Source organism: Aeromonas sp. sif2416 (genome assembly GCF_019218665.1).
Lineage (GTDB): Bacteria > Pseudomonadota > Gammaproteobacteria > Enterobacterales > Aeromonadaceae > Aeromonas > Aeromonas encheleia.
This window is the reverse complement of sequence record NZ_JAHUXC010000001.1, coordinates 565338-581304: the sequence shown is the minus strand read 5'-3', so window position 1 is coordinate 581304 and position 15967 is coordinate 565338. Positions and strand designations below refer to the sequence as shown.

Annotated in this window: 13 protein-coding genes; 12 read left to right on the top strand and 1 reads right to left on the bottom strand. The window is 58.4% G+C overall.

The genetic code is table 11. The features are described 5' to 3' along the window. The first annotated feature begins 434 nt into the window (after positions 1-434). The 8 genes from KW821_RS02625 (at position 435) to KW821_RS02590 (ending at position 10516) form a co-directional block, all read left to right on the top strand. On the top strand, positions 435-1487 hold the full coding sequence (locus KW821_RS02625; protein ID WP_232018919.1) for an AI-2E family transporter: 1053 nt from the start codon (positions 435-437) through the stop codon (positions 1485-1487). Between the two features lie 4 nt (positions 1488-1491). Then, positions 1492-3009, top strand: a complete 1518-nt coding sequence (locus KW821_RS02620) for an efflux transporter outer membrane subunit (RefSeq protein WP_218290316.1) — start codon at positions 1492-1494, stop codon at positions 3007-3009. Position 3010: 1 nt separating this feature from the next. Then, a complete protein-coding gene (locus tag KW821_RS02615) occupies positions 3011-4105 on the top strand; it encodes an HlyD family secretion protein (protein ID WP_042651502.1) in 1095 nt (364 codons plus the stop codon). An 8-nt stretch (positions 4106-4113) separates the two neighbouring features. Further along, positions 4114-5139, top strand: a complete 1026-nt coding sequence (locus KW821_RS02610; RefSeq protein WP_218290315.1) for a DUF2955 domain-containing protein — start codon at positions 4114-4116, stop codon at positions 5137-5139. Position 5140: 1 nt separating this feature from the next. Next, positions 5141-5560 (top strand): ion channel, encoded by a 420-nt coding sequence (locus tag KW821_RS02605; protein ID WP_042651500.1) that lies wholly within the window; start codon positions 5141-5143, stop codon positions 5558-5560. A gap of 360 nt (positions 5561-5920) precedes the next feature. Continuing rightward, a complete protein-coding gene (locus tag KW821_RS02600) occupies positions 5921-8857 on the top strand; it encodes a GGDEF and EAL domain-containing protein (protein WP_218290313.1) in 2937 nt (978 codons plus the stop codon). 65 nt (positions 8858-8922) lie between these two features. Continuing rightward, positions 8923-9765, top strand: a complete 843-nt coding sequence (pflA, locus tag KW821_RS02595; protein ID WP_218290311.1) for a pyruvate formate lyase 1-activating protein — start codon at positions 8923-8925, stop codon at positions 9763-9765. Between the two features lie 109 nt (positions 9766-9874). Next, positions 9875-10516 (top strand): energy-coupling factor ABC transporter permease, encoded by a 642-nt coding sequence (locus KW821_RS02590; RefSeq protein WP_218290309.1) that lies wholly within the window; start codon positions 9875-9877, stop codon positions 10514-10516. 127 nt (positions 10517-10643) lie between these two features. Here KW821_RS02590 and KW821_RS02585 read toward each other — a convergent pair whose 3' ends face one another. Further along, complete coding sequence (locus KW821_RS02585) at positions 10644-11168, bottom strand: acyloxyacyl hydrolase (protein WP_218290308.1); 525 nt, start codon at positions 11166-11168, stop codon at positions 10644-10646. 1092 nt (positions 11169-12260) lie between these two features. Here KW821_RS02585 and KW821_RS02580 point away from each other — a divergent pair. Genes KW821_RS02580 through KW821_RS02565 form a run of 4 tightly spaced genes read left to right on the top strand, consistent with a single transcriptional unit; the run spans position 12261 to position 15952 of the window. Next, a complete protein-coding gene (locus KW821_RS02580) occupies positions 12261-12635 on the top strand; it encodes a hypothetical protein (protein WP_218290305.1) in 375 nt (124 codons plus the stop codon). Between the two features lie 26 nt (positions 12636-12661). Next, positions 12662-14431 (top strand): polysaccharide biosynthesis/export family protein, encoded by a 1770-nt coding sequence (locus tag KW821_RS02575; protein ID WP_218290436.1) that lies wholly within the window; start codon positions 12662-12664, stop codon positions 14429-14431. Positions 14432-14489: 58 nt separating this feature from the next. Then, positions 14490-15290 (top strand): ABC transporter permease, encoded by an 801-nt coding sequence (locus KW821_RS02570; RefSeq protein ID WP_218290304.1) that lies wholly within the window; start codon positions 14490-14492, stop codon positions 15288-15290. 11 nt (positions 15291-15301) lie between these two features. After that, complete coding sequence (locus KW821_RS02565; RefSeq protein WP_218290301.1) at positions 15302-15952, top strand: ABC transporter ATP-binding protein; 651 nt, start codon at positions 15302-15304, stop codon at positions 15950-15952. Positions 15953-15967 lie beyond the last annotated feature (15 nt).

Genomic DNA, 15967 nt, shown 5'->3' with positions numbered 1-15967 from the left:
AGATAACTATTTTATAGTTAATGATGTCCACCAGTTTTCTGAACCCAAGCTAAACTGGGAGCTATAGATCGCTTGTGCCGATTTTGGCTACTCTTTATTCTCTGCGCTCGACTACGGGTCGAGCCCAGAGAAGAGAAGAGATGCACAGCGCGAGGTGGGGTAAACACTTAATAATTATGATGTTATCTTGACCCCACCCTGCAGTGAGACTTATCTGTTCCATGGATGAAAACAGGTGACGAGACTCTACAAAACACTCATCTCCATATTGAAATACTTTCTAGCTTATTTTATTGCGACTGCAGTTATCCGCAGGCCTGGACTTAGTGCTGGTCACGGATGGTTGTGCACTCATTACTGATTGGGATAACACCACAATGGAAAATAACGATCTGTCCGTAGTCGAAAAAAGGTTGGTTGCCAGATTCCTGGATATGTTCATCAAGTTTGGTCTTATCCTGGCATTGGGCTCTTTCTGCTTTACCGTATTCTCCCCCTTCATGAACATGATGTTGTGGGCCCTCATTCTGGCGGTCACCCTCTATCCGCTCCACCAGCGTTTTGCCACGCGGCTGGGTGGGAAACAGGGCAAGGCAGCGACCCTGCTGGTCCTGCTGGGAGTATTGCTGATCGTCGCTCCGACCGTCGCCATGCTCAGCTCCCTGGGTGACAGCGTCAGCACCCTGGTCGACAAGGTGAACAACAACACCCTGGTGATCCCGGCGCCTTCCGCCAGCATCGCCGAGATCCCGCTGGTGGGTGGAAAAGTGCACGCCATGTGGCTGAAAGCCTCGATGGATCTGCCCAGCCTGATCAACAGCTACCGCCCGCAGTTGGGCGATCTCGCCAAGCAGGTGGTGGGCATGCTGGCCAGCATGGGGGGTGGCTTGCTGGGCTTTGTCGCCTCCTTCATCGTGGCCGGTATCATGATGGCCTGGGGTGCACCTGGCGCAGTCAGTGCCGATCGCATCGCCATGCGCATCACCGATGAGCGCAAGGGGCTGGCGCTGACCAAGCTCTGCACCAGCACCATCAGAGCCGTGGCTCAGGGTGTCATCGGGGTGGCCTTCATCCAGGCGCTGCTGGCGGGCATCGTCATGTCACTGGCAGGGATCCCGGGCGTCGGCATCTTCTTCATCCTCGCCCTCATCCTGGGCATCGCCCAGGTGCCTGTCATTCTGATAACGGGTCCGGCCATCGCCTACATGTGGGCGACCGGGGATAACGGTACCGTGGCCAACATCATCTACTCCGTTCTGCTGGTCATCGCAGGCATGGCGGACAACGTGCTCAAGCCGCTGCTGCTTGGTCGTGGGGTCGATGCCCCCATGCCGGTAGTGTTGCTGGGTGCCCTTGGCGGCATGGCAACCAGTGGCATCCTCGGGATGTTTATCGGTGCCACCCTGCTCTCCATCGGTTATCGCATCTTCATGGCCTGGGTCAACGAAGGTCCGGCTGCGGCGGATAAAGTGGCTGCGGATAAATAAACGCATGATCCCCGATCGTTACCTTATGCGCCCCCTGCTCACAGGGGGGGCATGTCTGTTGCTGAGCGCCTGTACCGTGCTCGGCCCGGACTATCAGCCCCCCCAGGTCAAGGAGATGGCGGGCTGGCAAAGCGCCAGCGAGAGCCAGTTCAAGGATTCCCCCCGCGCCGCTGACTATCACCGGTGGTGGACCCAGTTAAATGATCCCGTGCTGAGCGCCCTGGTCGAGGAGGCCCTGGTCAAGAATCCGGATGTGCGGATCGCCGGTTTGCGCATCCTCGAGGCCCAGGCCCAGCTCGGCATCGCCGAGAGCCTGCTCGGTCCTCAAGCCACGGTCGCCAGCGGGGAATGGCTGCAAGCCGGCCAGACCCGCAACGGCCACAGCACTTCAGGAAGCAGCTATGGCGCCGCCTTCAACCTGGGTTGGGAGCTCGATTTCTGGGGCAAGTTCCAGCGTGGGGTGGAAGCGGCGGATGCCAACTACTTCGCCACCCTGGCGCAGTACGATGACATCCAGGTCCTGATGATCGCCCAGGTGGCCCAGCTCTATGTGAGCATACGGACAGTGGAGGCCCGCCTTGAGATCGCCCACGAGAACGCCCGTATCCAGCAACGCAGCCTGGAGATCACCGAGCGGCTGTTCAAGAGCGGCAACAACGCCGAGCTGGACGTGCAGCAGGCCAAGACCCAATACCTGGGGACCCTCTCCAGCATTCCGCAACTCGAAACCAGCCTGCGCCAGAGCCAGAATGCCCTGAGCACCCTGCTCGCCAGGGTGCCAGGTCCGCTCCCCGAGATGCTCCCCGGCACCGGCGTGATCCCGCAGGGCGAGCTCGCGCTGGTCGCCGAGATGCCTGCCGATCTGCTGCGCCGCCGTCCCGACGTGCGGGTGGCGGAGCGGCAGCTGGCCGCCCAGTCGGCGCTGATCGGGGTGGCCGAGACCGAGCTCTATCCCTCCATCACCCTGCTCGGCACCCTGGGGGTGAGCGCCACCGGCGGTGGCAGCGAGACCTTCTCCTGGGCTGCTGGCCCCGCCATCAGCTGGGATCTGCTGGATCGCGGCCGCCTCAGCAATCAGGTGCTGGTGCAAGATGCCCGCTTCCAGCAACTGCACGAACGCTACCGCGACACCGTGTTCCGGGCGGCCCGCGAGGTGGACGACTCCGCCGTGGCCTATGCCAACGGCCAGGATGAGATCGAGCTGTTGGGCCAAACCGGCGCGGCGGCTCGCCGTTCTCTGGATATCGCCAACACCCAGTACCGCGAAGGGATGGCCGACTTCCAGCGGGTACTCGACTCCCAGCGCGCCCTGTTCAACCAGCAGGAACGGTTGGTCAACAGCCGCGGCGCCCGGATGCGCGATCTCATCACTCTCTACAAGGCACTGGGTGGCGGATGGGAACAGGGGCGACAGCGTCCCCTGGTGACGCCAGAAGTCGATGCCCAGTTCAGGACCAACTCAGATTGGGCGCCCCTGCTCGATGCAACTCAGCCCCAGCCCACGGCTCAGAAGGTAAAATAGAATGACTGACAGTTCCGCTTCCCCCGGCCAGGCCAGCCGCCGCTCCACCCTGGGGCTGCTTGGGCTGATCGTCCTCCTGCTGATCTGGTATCTGCTGGCCGATCGGTTGACGCCCTACAGCTCCCAGGCCAGGGTGCAGGCCTTCGTGGTCCCCGTCGCCGCCGAGGTATCGGGCCAGATCCGCCAGGTCTATGTGAAGGACAATCAGGACGTGTCGGCAGGGGCCTCCCTGTTCGAGATCGATCCCGAACCCTACGACATCGCCCTCGCCAAGGCGCGCTCCGACTACCAGACCGTACTCAGCAGCGTCAAGGCGAGCGGTGAAGGCATCAAGGCCGCAGAGGCAAGCCTGCAGGCCATGCGCGCCGCCTATGACAATGCGGCCAAGGATGCCGATCGCCAGGAGCGCCTCTATCGGGAAGATCCGGGTGCCATCTCGGTCCGCCGACTCGAGGTCGCCCAGGCCACCCGCGAGACGGCCAAGAGCCAGGTGGCCGCGGCCGAGGCCGATGTGCGCCGCGCCATCGAGGCCGCAGGGGTGAACGGCGAGAACAACTCCCAGTTGCTCAGCGCCCGCTCGGCGGTGCACAAGGCGGAGCTGGATCGGAAGAATACCCTGGTGGTGGCGCCCGGCAGCGGCCTCATCACTGACCTGAGTACCGACGTCGGCCAGTTCATCGGCGCCGGCGCACCGGCCATGACCCTGATCGCCATCCACGACGTCTGGATCTCCGCCGATCTGACCGAGAACAACCTGGCCAACATTCAGCCTGACGATGAGGTCGCCATCCTGCTCGACAGCCTGCCTGGCCGTATCTTCAAGGGCAAGGTGCGCAGCATCGGCTACGGGGTGGGTGATGGTCAGAGTCAGCCGGCGGGGTCGCTGCCGACGGTGGACAACAACCGTGACTGGCTGCGCCAGGCCCAGCGCTTCCCGGTCAAGGTCGCCTTCACCGAAGACGATCTGCCGCCGGTTGCCGCGCTGCGGGTCGGCGGTCAGGCCGACGTGCTGGTCTATGCGGATGAGGGCGGGCTGATGAACCTGTTGGGCGCCCTCTACATTCGCCTGATGAGCCTCTGCTCCTTCCTGTACTGATGAGCCCTATGCATAACGGAGATCGTGCGGTACTCAGGATTGGTGTTGGCATCGCGCTCGCTACCCTGATCTGCTATGGGCTGGCCCTGCCCATGCCACACCTTGGCTGCATCATGGCCTGGGTGGTGCTGTGCCGCCCGGGGGAGCCGCTCGCCCTGCGCAAGGGGCTGGTCGGGGGCCTCATGCTGCTGGCCATCATGGTCGGCGGCGTCTTGCTGGTGCCCCTGCTGACCCACTATGCCCTGGCGGCCGTGCTGCTCATTACCCTGCTGCTCTATCTGCTGATGCAACAGTCGATGGCCGGCAAGGGGGCATCCGCCATGCTGCTTATCATGGCCATCACCGTGATCCCGGTGGCGGGCCTCATCGAGCAGACGCTGGCCATCTCCATCGCTCAGATGATGGGGGTGGGGATCCTGATCGGCACCCTGGTCAATCTGCTGAGCCATGCGCTGTTCCCTCCCCAGCCCACGGCCGCCGCCGCGGGTAAGGCCCCCTCTCGCCCCGATCAGCCGACCCGGCTGGCGATGCGAGCCGTGGTGATAGTGCTGCCGGTCTGGCTGCTGGCACTCGGCAACCCGGCCTTCTACATTCCCGCCGTGATGAAGACGGTGGCGCTGGCGCAGCAGAGCACCTCAATCAATGCCAAACACGCGGGCAAGGAGCTGGTGCTGTCGACCCTGATGGGTGCCCTGCTGGCCTTCGTGCTCTGGATGGGGCTCAGCATCTGGCCCTCCCTGCTGATGCTGGTGCTGATTCTGGGCCTGATGACCCTCTGGCTGGCCAGGCGCCTGGTGCGGCTGGTGCCGGGTCGCTTCCCGCCCTCGTTCTGGAGCAATGCCTGGATCACGGCGCTGATCCTGTTTGGTCCGGCCATCGAAGACAGTGCGACCGGCAAAGACGTCTGGCTGGCGGCCGCGATGCGGTGCGGCCTGTATCTGCTGGTGGCCGGTTATGGCTGGTTGTGCATCGTGACCCTGGAGCGCTGGTGGCCTGTTGGCCGACCGGCGGCAGAAACACAGATAGGAGAGTGATATGTTATCCATTTTACTGGTCGGCATCCCCGTGATCCTGGCCAATATGCTGCTGCAATCCGCGGTGTCCGTAGGCGGTATTCGCTTCTACATCAATCACTTCCATGAACGGGAAGGGGTGCTGGCCGGGGTGTTGGCCCTGTTTGGCATCATCATCATAGTGCTGACGGGCAACCTGCTGCAGATCACGCTCTGGGGCGCCCTGTTCCTGTGGCTGGGGGAATTTGCCACCCTGCAGGAGGCCATCTATCACTCAGGGGTCAACTTTGCCACCCTGGGCTATGGCGACATCGTCATGAGCGCACAGTGGAAACTGCTTGGCCCGCTGGAGGCGGTCAACGGCGCCCTGATGATCGGCCTGTCCGGCGCCAGCATGCTGGCGGTCCTGCAGCATCACATTCGCAAACAACTCGGCCAGTAGTGTCACGAATAGGGCCTCTCGCCGGGCGTTCGAAAACATAAAAAAGAGGGGAGCCAATGGCTCCCCTCTCTCATTTCAGGTGGCTTGGGGCCAACCGCTCGCCCCGTGCCCCTAACCTCAGCTCACGGCGACCTGTTCGGTCGCGGTGGCGGAGCCCTTACGCTTGATCTCCCGCACCAGCAGGGTGGAGAGGGCACTAAGGGGCTAATGCCGGAAATGAGGTTCCATTGGAAACCTTTAATCTGTCATCAGATTAGCCGAACACGAGGGGGCGGGTTTCTGATGGCGTGAAATTTCGTTTGGGCCGGTTTTGCAGTATTCTTGCCATCCGACAGTTGTTCAACAGGATAGTGCCAGTTCATGTCGTCTACCGCGCTCAGTCCCCTCCCCTCTGCCAGCCAGGCACCGCTGTTTTTCCGCCTGGACACCCGCAGCCAACGGCTGGTCGCCCTGACCGATGTGATGCAGACCCCGCTCCACTGGCTGGATGAGCCCAGGAGTGCCTGGCCAGGCCAGTTGCCGGATACCCTGCGCCAGCCCATCGAGCAACGGCTCGCCAGCGGCCAGGGTGGCAAGTTGCTGGTGCGCTTCGCCGATCAGCAGTGGCACATTTCGCTCTCTCACGAACAGGACGCATTCTGGCTCATCTGCCTGCAGACCCAGCGCCATGAGAGTGCCGCCAATCTGGCGTTGCAGTTGCCACGGCTGAGCCAGATGGCCAGCCAGCAACAATATGCGGCCATGCTGGAAAGCCTCAAAGAATGCCTTGGCGCCGATCGACTGATCCTCTGGCACTACCAGGCCAACGGCCCGCTCGGCAGCGAGCAACTGAGCCCGGTGTTCAGCCTGGGGGTTGATTCTCTCGGTGCCATCCGCGGGGATAGCCGCTATATCCGGGCCCTGCGCACCCGCGGCGCCTTGAGTTTCTCGGAGGCGGCCCACCAGCCCATGCTGAGCCAGCACTATTATCTGGCCGATACCCAGGTCAGCTCCCGCCTGGATGGCGCCCTGCTGGAGCAGGAAAAGCTCATCGGGGTGCTCAGCCTCGAATATGCCGAGACGACCCAGCTCGGTGAGGAGGCACTGCAACTGGTGCGCCACTGTGCCCAGCTGCTGGGCCACTGGCAACCGGCACAGGCCGAGCCTGAGCCTTCCCTGTCGCTGCCCGCCGAGCTGGCCAGCAAAACCGGCCACGACTACTGCCGCGCCCTGATCGGCTGGGCCATGGCCAGCAGCGGGGCCCGCATCGGCTGGCTCGGTGAATACCAGCCGAGGGGGCAGGAGCTTTGGCTGATCCCGCACTGCGTGCACAAGGATGGCGCCTTCGTCTCCCGCAGGCCGGTCAATATCAATCTGGGGCCGGGTCAGGATCTGTTCCTCCATGGCCAGGCGCTCTATGTGGAGGACCTGCCCCTGCGCTACCCGCAGGCGACCCGCCTGCTGAAGACCGAGGCCAAGGCCTACGTCGGCATCCCCCTGGCCATAGGCTCGGCCTCTCCGCTTGGCCAACTCACCCTGTTGCTCGATGCCCCACTAGCCGACCCCATGCCCCTGCTCGATGCCCTAAACAGCCAGCGTGAACGCGCGGCCATCGAGCTGCAGCGCCTCGCCAGTGACGATGCCCTGCGCCTGGCGGAGGTGGCCTTCAATACCCACGATGGCTTGCTGGTGATGGATGACAACGGCATCATCCTCAAGGTCAATGCCTCCTTCACCCGCATCACCGGCTTTCGGGACGATGAGATGATCGGCCTTCACTTCGAGTCGCTACGACCCACCTACTATGGCGACAGCCTGAGGGATGAGGTCATCTCGGCTGTGCTCAGGCAGGAGTTCTGGCTGGGCGAGGAGCAGTGCCTGCACAAGAGCGGCCACCTCTTCCCGGTGCGGCTCATGGTGAGCGTGGTCAAGGATGGGGCCGGCGGCATCTCCCATTTCGTCTGCAGCTTCTACGACATCACCGAGGAAAAAGAGGCGGCCCGCCACATCGAGCAGCTCGCCTATTACGATGATCTGTCCGGCCTCTACAACAGGCGCAGCCTGAACGACATCCTGCAGCGCACCCTGCTCGCCCCGAGCGGGCAGTGGGGTGCCCTGCTGCTGCTGGATCTCGACAACTTCAAGTCGATCAACGACTCCCTCGGCCATGCCTGCGGCGATCTGCTGCTGCGGGCCGTGGTGGAGCGGCTCAAGTCCCTGCCGCAGGACAATCTGGTGCTGGCCCGCACCTCGGGCGACGAGTTCGCGCTGCTGTTCACGGCCCTGGGCCAGGGCTATGTCACCGCCAAGATCCTGGCGGAGCACTTCGCCCGCGAGTTGATGGGGATGTTCCGCAACCCGTTCGATATCGACGATCACAAGCTGCACTGCAGCGCCTCGGTGGGGATCAGCCTCTTCTGTGACGAAGACAAGGATCATATGGTCCTGATGCAGCAGGCCGATACCGCCTCCCACATGGCCAAGCGCTCGGGCCAGGGCAGCTATGTCTTCTTCAGCGAGGCCATGGCCGAGAAAGAGAAGAACAAGCTCTCCCTGAACAACCAGTTGCGCGACGCCCTGCGCAACAACGAGCTGGAGTTGCACTATCAGCCCCAGTACCGGGTCGACAACGGCACCCTCTCCGGCGCAGAGGCCCTGCTGCGCTGGCAGAAGAGCGACGGCACCATGGTGCCCCCCGGTGAGTTCATCCCCATCGCCGAGGAGACCAGCCTCATCCAGGAGATAGGCTACTGGGTGATGAAGACCGCCTGTGCCCAGTACAGTTTCTGGCTCAACCAAGGTCTGGTCATCCCCCATCTGTCGGTCAACGTCAGCGCCCGCCAGTTCCACACCGCCGGTTTCGTGCAGCAGGTGGAGTACATTCTGCGTGATACCGGGGTGCCCCCCTCCCGCCTGCTGCTGGAGGTGACCGAGTCCGTGGTGCTGGAAAACCGGCTGGAGAGCATCGCCAAGATCCGCCAGCTCAAGGCTCTCGGCCTCCTGATCTCCATCGATGACTTCGGTACCGGCTATTCATCCCTCGCTTATTTGCGCGATTTGCCGGCCGACGAGGTCAAACTGGATAGAAGCTTCATCCAGACGCTGGTCCACAGCGAACAGGACAGGGCCATCGTCAAGGCGATCCTGGATCTCGCCCAGGTATTTCGCTTTACGGTGACCGCCGAAGGGGTGGAAGATGAGGAGCAGCTCAAGGTGCTCAAGCAGCTGGGCTGCCAGCACTACCAAGGCTTCCTGACCAGTCGCCCGCTGACGGTCAAGGCGCTCGAACGGTTGCTGGGGGCCCCATCCCCGGGCTAAACATGTAGGATTTATAGGGCTTTATGTAATAAAATAACGGCCTGCTCGAATCATTGGAGTCGTCTATGTCTGTCATAAACCGGATCCCTGCCGTTGAAACCAGCGGCTCTGCCGAGAGTTGCGGAAGCACGCACCGGAGCCCTGCCGCCAGCGATGCCAGCAGTACCGATGTTATTGGCCGGATCCATTCCGTTGAGACCTGCGGCACGGTCGACGGCCCCGGCATCCGATTTATCGTGTTCATGCAGGGCTGCCTGATGCGCTGCAAGTATTGCCATAACCGGGATACCTGGGACACCCAGGGCGGCCGCGAGGTCACTGTGCCCGAGTTGATGAGCGATCTCACCAGCTATCGCCACTTCATGAATGCCTCCGGCGGCGGCGTCACGGCCTCCGGTGGGGAAGCCATGCTGCAGCAAGAGTTCATCGCCGAGCTGTTTGCCGCCTGCAAGGCGCAGGGGATCCACACCTGCCTCGATACCAACGGCTTCGTGCGCCATTACGACGAGCTGCTCGATCGGGTACTCGACAACACCGATCTGGTGCTGCTCGACATCAAGCAGATCAACGACGACAAGCACATCCCGCTCACCCACGTCAGCAACAAATACACCCTGGAGTTTGCCCGCTATCTGGCGGCAAGGGGCCAGAACATGTGGATCCGCTACGTGGTGGTACCCAGCTGGTCCGACGATGACGAGAGCGCCGAAGGCCTCGGCCAGTTCATCGCCAAACTGGGGGACTGCGTCGAGAAGGTAGAGCTGCTGCCCTACCATGAACTCGGCAAACACAAGTGGGACGTGCTGGGTGATCACTATGATCTGACCGGGATCAGGCCCCCCAGCAAGGAGACCATGGACAGAGTCCAGGGCATCCTCGGCAAGTACCACCCCAACGTCAAATACTGATGACAAAGGGCTGACTCGAAAGGGGCAGCCCTTTTCTTCACCCGGGCCATCCTGTCGATACGCTCGTCTTTCGTTCATCCGCTGAGGATTAGATGCCAAGGAAGATGTCATGACTGAAGGACAAGTCGCCGCCCTCCTGCTCTGGCTGGTGCTGCTCATCTTCAGCCTGCGGGGCACCCTGCTGCGCACCCTGCATGACAACCCCCTCTATCAACACCTCTGTCTGGGCGGTGCCATCGCCCTGGTACCGATCTGGTACCTTCGAGCCGGCCTGCATGAGGGGCTGGAGATCCATTTTCTCGGCCTCACCAGCCTGACCCTGTTGCTGGGTTGGCGCCTCGCCCTGCTCGCCCCCTGCCTCACCCTGCTGATCCTCGGCTACTTTGGCATCACCGATCTGGCCGATCTGGGCTGGCAGGCGCTGATTGGCATCGGCCTGCCGGTCGCTACCAGCTGGTTGCTGTTTCTGGCGAGCTGGGCCTGGCTGCCCCGCCACCTGTTCGTCTACCTGTTCGTGGCCGCCTTCCTCGGCGGCGCCCTCAGCATCACGGTCAAGATGATCGCCAGCGCCCTGTGGATGGGGCTGGATGCGCGCTACAGCTGGCAGGTGGTAGGCGCCGACTATCTCTCCATCTGGCCGCTGCTGCTCTTCCCCGAGGCCCTGCTCAACGGCATGGCCATGACCCTGCTCGCGGTCTACCGCCCCCACTGGGTCAACACCTTCTTCGATCGGGAATATCTGGGAAGATAACGCCAGATCTGGCGTGCATCGACACAACGTCTGGCGTGAACCATGCCACGCCGGCACCTGCGGTCTCGCGATGGGGATAGCAAAAGCCCCTGCTATTCAGGGGCCCGATTGCAAATCCCACGACTATCTAAAATCTATATTCGATATGCAGGGTGTGGCTGTCCAGCGAGGGATTGTGATCGTACATTTTCCCATTGGACATGTGTTCGTACTGATAACCAATCATCCAGTGGGCATCGAAGAGATAGCCCAACCCCAGACCTGTCGACAGCTGGAATGGGCCACCGTAATCCTTGAAGCCATTCCCCCGGTGCCCGTACTCATACGGACTCAACCAAAGCAACTCAAACGGCATCCAAACCACCCAACTGCTCATCTGGCACTCGGCCCGAGCCCCCGCACCCAACCTAGCGCCTACCTCCCCCCCGACATCCAAGATGCCGCCACGAGCCCCCAGACCAAACTGGCAACCTGACTCACCCCATTGCCAAAACATATGGTGATACTTGATATCTGCGGTAAATATGTCCTGCTTTTCATTTTCGGCCGGTGTTCCCAGCTGCACGGCGACGATATCGTCCTTGGCCATTGCCCCTGTGCTGGTAACCAACAAAGCCAGCAATCCTGAGAGCAAGAGAGTGTTAGCGTCCATGTCCCCTCCTACATCATCCTTGTTATGGTGCCATCAAAGTGTCAAATGGGCACACATCAGGAATAGTCTGTAGAAAAGAGTTTTGTCAATCAGATGTAAAAAACTAAAAAAATCTAATCTTTTAGGGTAATGGTCTACATATATCCAGCTATAGGTCAGAGAATCAGATTAACTCATCATGACTGGTCGTTATTTATACATATGACGAATTTTTTATAAATCATAAAATTGATATTAATGCAAGGTGAGTGTGGAGCTTAATTTGAATATGGTGATACCGGTTGCATATTTAGAAGAGAATTTTCTGGTACCTATACGAGTAGAATTAAATGTAGTTCAAAACTGAACAAGATCTGAACAAAACCACTAAAAAACCTTCTTTAACAATGCATTATGATGTTATATCAATGTTTTGTGACTCAACATGGTCTATTGACTCAATCGCACCTCATGGGTACTATTCGCATCCAATTAATCAGCCGTGATATACGTCACAAGTTGGCGTACGTGAAGCGCGGATAATAACTTACCTTGGTAAGCCAATTCTCCGGGTCATCATTTTCTTCAGCCTCTGATTTATGAAGTTCCTACATTTTTCTACGTTTCTCGTCCGGGGCAATGTAATTTCCGTGCGGTAGCTATGTCCTTCGCAAAATTAAATTTAAACATATTGGCAACAATTGGTGTTCCATGTCGTTGCAACCACCACGCTTTATCCTAAGCAGCCTCTCCTATTCATCCATAGGGTGAGCACAGGCCTGCCACTCGTGATAGAGTCAGGCTAGTTTCCGCCTACGCATTTTATGATTAAAAATCGCACATCTTTATTCTGTCTGCTCAACATCGCGTTTCTCTAATGGTATTCACGGATGTAACCTCTATGCGGGCTAGGGGAGTATTAAAGGCAAACTTCAGCAGCTATCGCATCAGATTTGCTTGGATGATCATGGCTCTCTTCATGGCCGCGACATTTTCGTGCAGCCACCTGCCTCGATATGATTATCAGTGAACCTCCAGGCAGAAAAGCTTCCAGCAATAATGGCAACATAAATTTTACATATTGAGTTTCGACTCCATGGGAAATATTGACACATGAACTACGCAAGCCGATTCCTGGCGATCTCGCTAGCTCTACAGATTGGTGGCTGCGCATATGAGCCAAAACAGGTCGAAGCATCCCGGCCCCTCGTCAATCCGATAGCCTCTTCCGGACTACAGGTCATGCCCGCAAACCTGCAACAGTCTCTCGATACCCTGCCCCAAGGGGCCGCGCTCAGTACCAACAGCGTCACCTTCACATTGGGCCAACGCTATGTATCAGCCCTGGGGCGTGAATGTGTTGAACTGTTGTTCAACAACATCCAAGGCCATTCACAAAGAAGCGCAGCATGCAAGATCGAAGAACAGTGGTATCTGATACCCCAATTGGAACAAGCATCTATCGGCAACCTGCTTGCTGAGCAATAAACGTGAAGGTATGTGTTTTGAAGAAAATGAACATTCGTCAGCTGGGTACCCTCCTGTTTCTCGTCAGTGCCTCCTGTACATCCATGGCTGCCGTCGCATCAGACCTGGCACAATCAAACGGACAGTCATTTGGCTATAGCCTTTCGGGTAATGCCGGTGACAGCAGCAGGCCTCAGCTTGGCGGTCAGTCAGCGTTGAACGCTCAAGCCAACACGAATTCCACGACCGGCAGCTTTACTCAACAGAATCGGCAGGGAATGTTGCTGCCGGGTGAGTCAGATGTACGGAAGTTACTGCCGCAATCGGAGGCGGGGCTACCGCCGCCCTATGGCGCCAACCTGTTTGCCGGGGGATATGAGACTGAACGCAGCGATGGCCTGAATGACAATTACCTGATCGCACCAGGGGATAAGCTGAATATCTGGATCTGGGGAGCCGTCAATTTTTCCAATGTCGTGACCGTCGATAATCAGGGCAACATTTTTATTCCTGATGTCGGGCCGATCAATGTCAAAAATGTGCCCGCCAGCCAAATCAACAATCTGGTCACCAGCAAAATTGGTGACGTGTTTACCAACAACGTCAATATTTACGTCAATCTGCTTACGACGACCCCAGTCAGCGTGTTTGTGACTGGTCCTGTGATCCGCCCTGGCCAATACGCAGGTCAATCTTCAGATAGCGTGCTCTATTTCCTCAAGCGGGCGGGCGGCATCGACTCGGAGCGTGGTAGCTACCGTCAGATCAAGATCTTGCGCCAGAACCAGGTCATCCAGCAGATCGACCTGTACGAGTTCATGCAGCAAGGCCGGATGCCCAAGCTTTCGTTGAAGGATCAGGATGTGATCCTGGTGGAGCCGCAGGGACCGATGATCAATGTGGCGGGCAAGGTGCGAAATCCGTTCCGCTTTGAATTGAAGAAGCGCAATACACAAGGCTCTGAGCTCATCGACTATGCTCTTCCTCTTGCCAAGGTGAGCCACGTCGGGGTCATAGGTGATCGTCCCAACGGCCCCTTCTCTATCTATCTTCCGTACAAAGATTTTGCCCGAGTCCAGCTCAAGGATGGGGACAAGGTCCTGTTTAACGATGACATGCATGCGCAGGTCTACGATGTGCAGGTCACCGGCAGCTATATGGGTCCCTCTTATTTCACCGTTCGTAAAGAGACCAAGCTGCACGATCTGCTCAATCACATTCCTATCGATCCCCAACTGGCCGATTACCAATCCATCTACCTGATGCGAAAGAGCGTCGCGGCCAGGCAAAAAGAGATGCTGGATGAATCACTCAACCGGCTGGAACGTAGCGTATTCACCGCACCAGCCAGTTCGGATGGGGAAGCCTCCATCCGCGCCAAAGAAGCCGAGCTGGTCATGCAGTTCGTAGACAAGGCTCGCAAGATCCAGCCCCTTGGCAAAGTCGTGGTGGCAGATAAAGGCATCATTGCCAACATTCAGCTGGAACAGGGCGACCAAATCGTTATCCCGAACAAGACCGACCTGATCCAGGTGGGCGGCGAAGTACTGATGCCGCAAGCCGTGGTTTACAACGCCAATGCCGACCTCGACGATTATGTCGCCTGGGCGGGTGGATTTACCGAACGTGCGAATGACAAACGCATCGCTGTGGTACATGCCAATGGGCTGGTGGAGTTTAAAGGTCAGGGTAGTGTCCAGGCAGGAGATCAGATCCTGGTCTTGCCGAAGGTTGATAGCAAGACTATGCAGTCAGTCAAAGACATCACCCAAATCATCTATCAGATCGCCGTGGCGGCGGACGTAGTTCTTAACTAACCCTCCTCCAAGGACAGACTCGCCCGGTGGCGAGTCTGTCATAGGGCAAAATGACACAATGCATAAACCCATTCTCAATCAAACACCTCGAAGTTCCTTGCAGGTGCTGAGCGATGTGACGTTTGGCCTGCTGATCCGTGAACTGAAGACCCGTTTTGGCAGTTACCGGCTTGGCTATGCCTGGGCCTTGCTCGATCCTCTGCTGATCATTGGCGCATTTAGCCTCATTTTTGGTATGCGAGGCCACAGTGGATTCGGAGGAGCGCCGGCACCGCTATTTATTACCGCCGGCTATTTGCCTTTTATCTTTTTTAAAAATGTTGTGGGCAAACTGCAATCCGCGGTCAGTGCCAATATGGGGCTATTTTGCTATCGGCAAGTTACGCCTTTTTCCACCTTTGTTGCCCGCTTTATGCTCGAGACCCTGATTGGCATGATGGTGGGCATTATTCTGGTGTTGGGGCTGCTCTGGTTTGGTTTTGATGCCATTCCGGCGGATCCTTTGCAGGTCATCCTCATCTATTTGCTGTTGATGGTGTTCTCGTTTTCCCTCGGTATCGTCTTCTGCGTGATCTGCACGCTATTTCAGGAGGCAGACAAGTTCCTCGGTCTGCTGATGATGCCGTTGATGTTTATCTCTTGCATCATGTATCCCTTGATCAGCATCCCAGTTCAGTATCAACACTGGTTTTTATGGAACCCGCTGGTACATGCCCTAGAGCTGATCCGAAGTGGCTGGATCGCCGGTTACAGCAGCCCCAATGTCAGCTGGGCTTATTTATCTGGCGTGACCTTGCTGCTGCTGACCTTTGCCATGAGCTGCTATCGCCTGAGCCATCGTCGACTGATCGCCAGTTAGAACAGAATCATATGATTATTCTTGACAATGTATCCAAATATTACCCGACCAAGTTTGGCCGTAACTATGTGCTGCGTGATGTGAGCATCGAGCTGCCGCGGGATCGCAATATCGGTATTCTGGGCGTCAACGGCGCGGGTAAATCCACCCTGCTACGTCTGCTGGGGGGCATGGATACCCCCAGCAAGGGCAAGGTAACGCGCCAATGCCGCGTCTCCTGGCCGCTGGCACTCGGTGGCGGCTTTCAAGGCAGCATGACAGGACGGGAAAATACCCGCTTCGTCTGCCGCATCCACGGGGTGCGTGACACTCAGGCGCTGGAGGAGTGGGTCAAGGAGTTTTCCGAAATCGGTCAACATTTCGAGCTACCAATCAAGACCTACTCCAGTGGCATGAGATCCAAGTTTTCCTTTGCCGTCAGCATGGCCTTTGACTTTGATATCTATCTGACCGATGAGATCACCTCGGTGGGGGATGCCCGCTTCAAACAGAAATGCATCGATGTCTTTAATCAAAAACGCCAGACCGCCAGCCTTATCATGGTGTCACACGACATGAAAAACCTGCGTCAGCAGTGCGACATGGGGATATTGCTGCGCAACAGCAAACTGGAGATATTCGACAATATCGATGACGCCATCCGCATCTATCAGGATCTTTAACAAGCTGCACCCAAT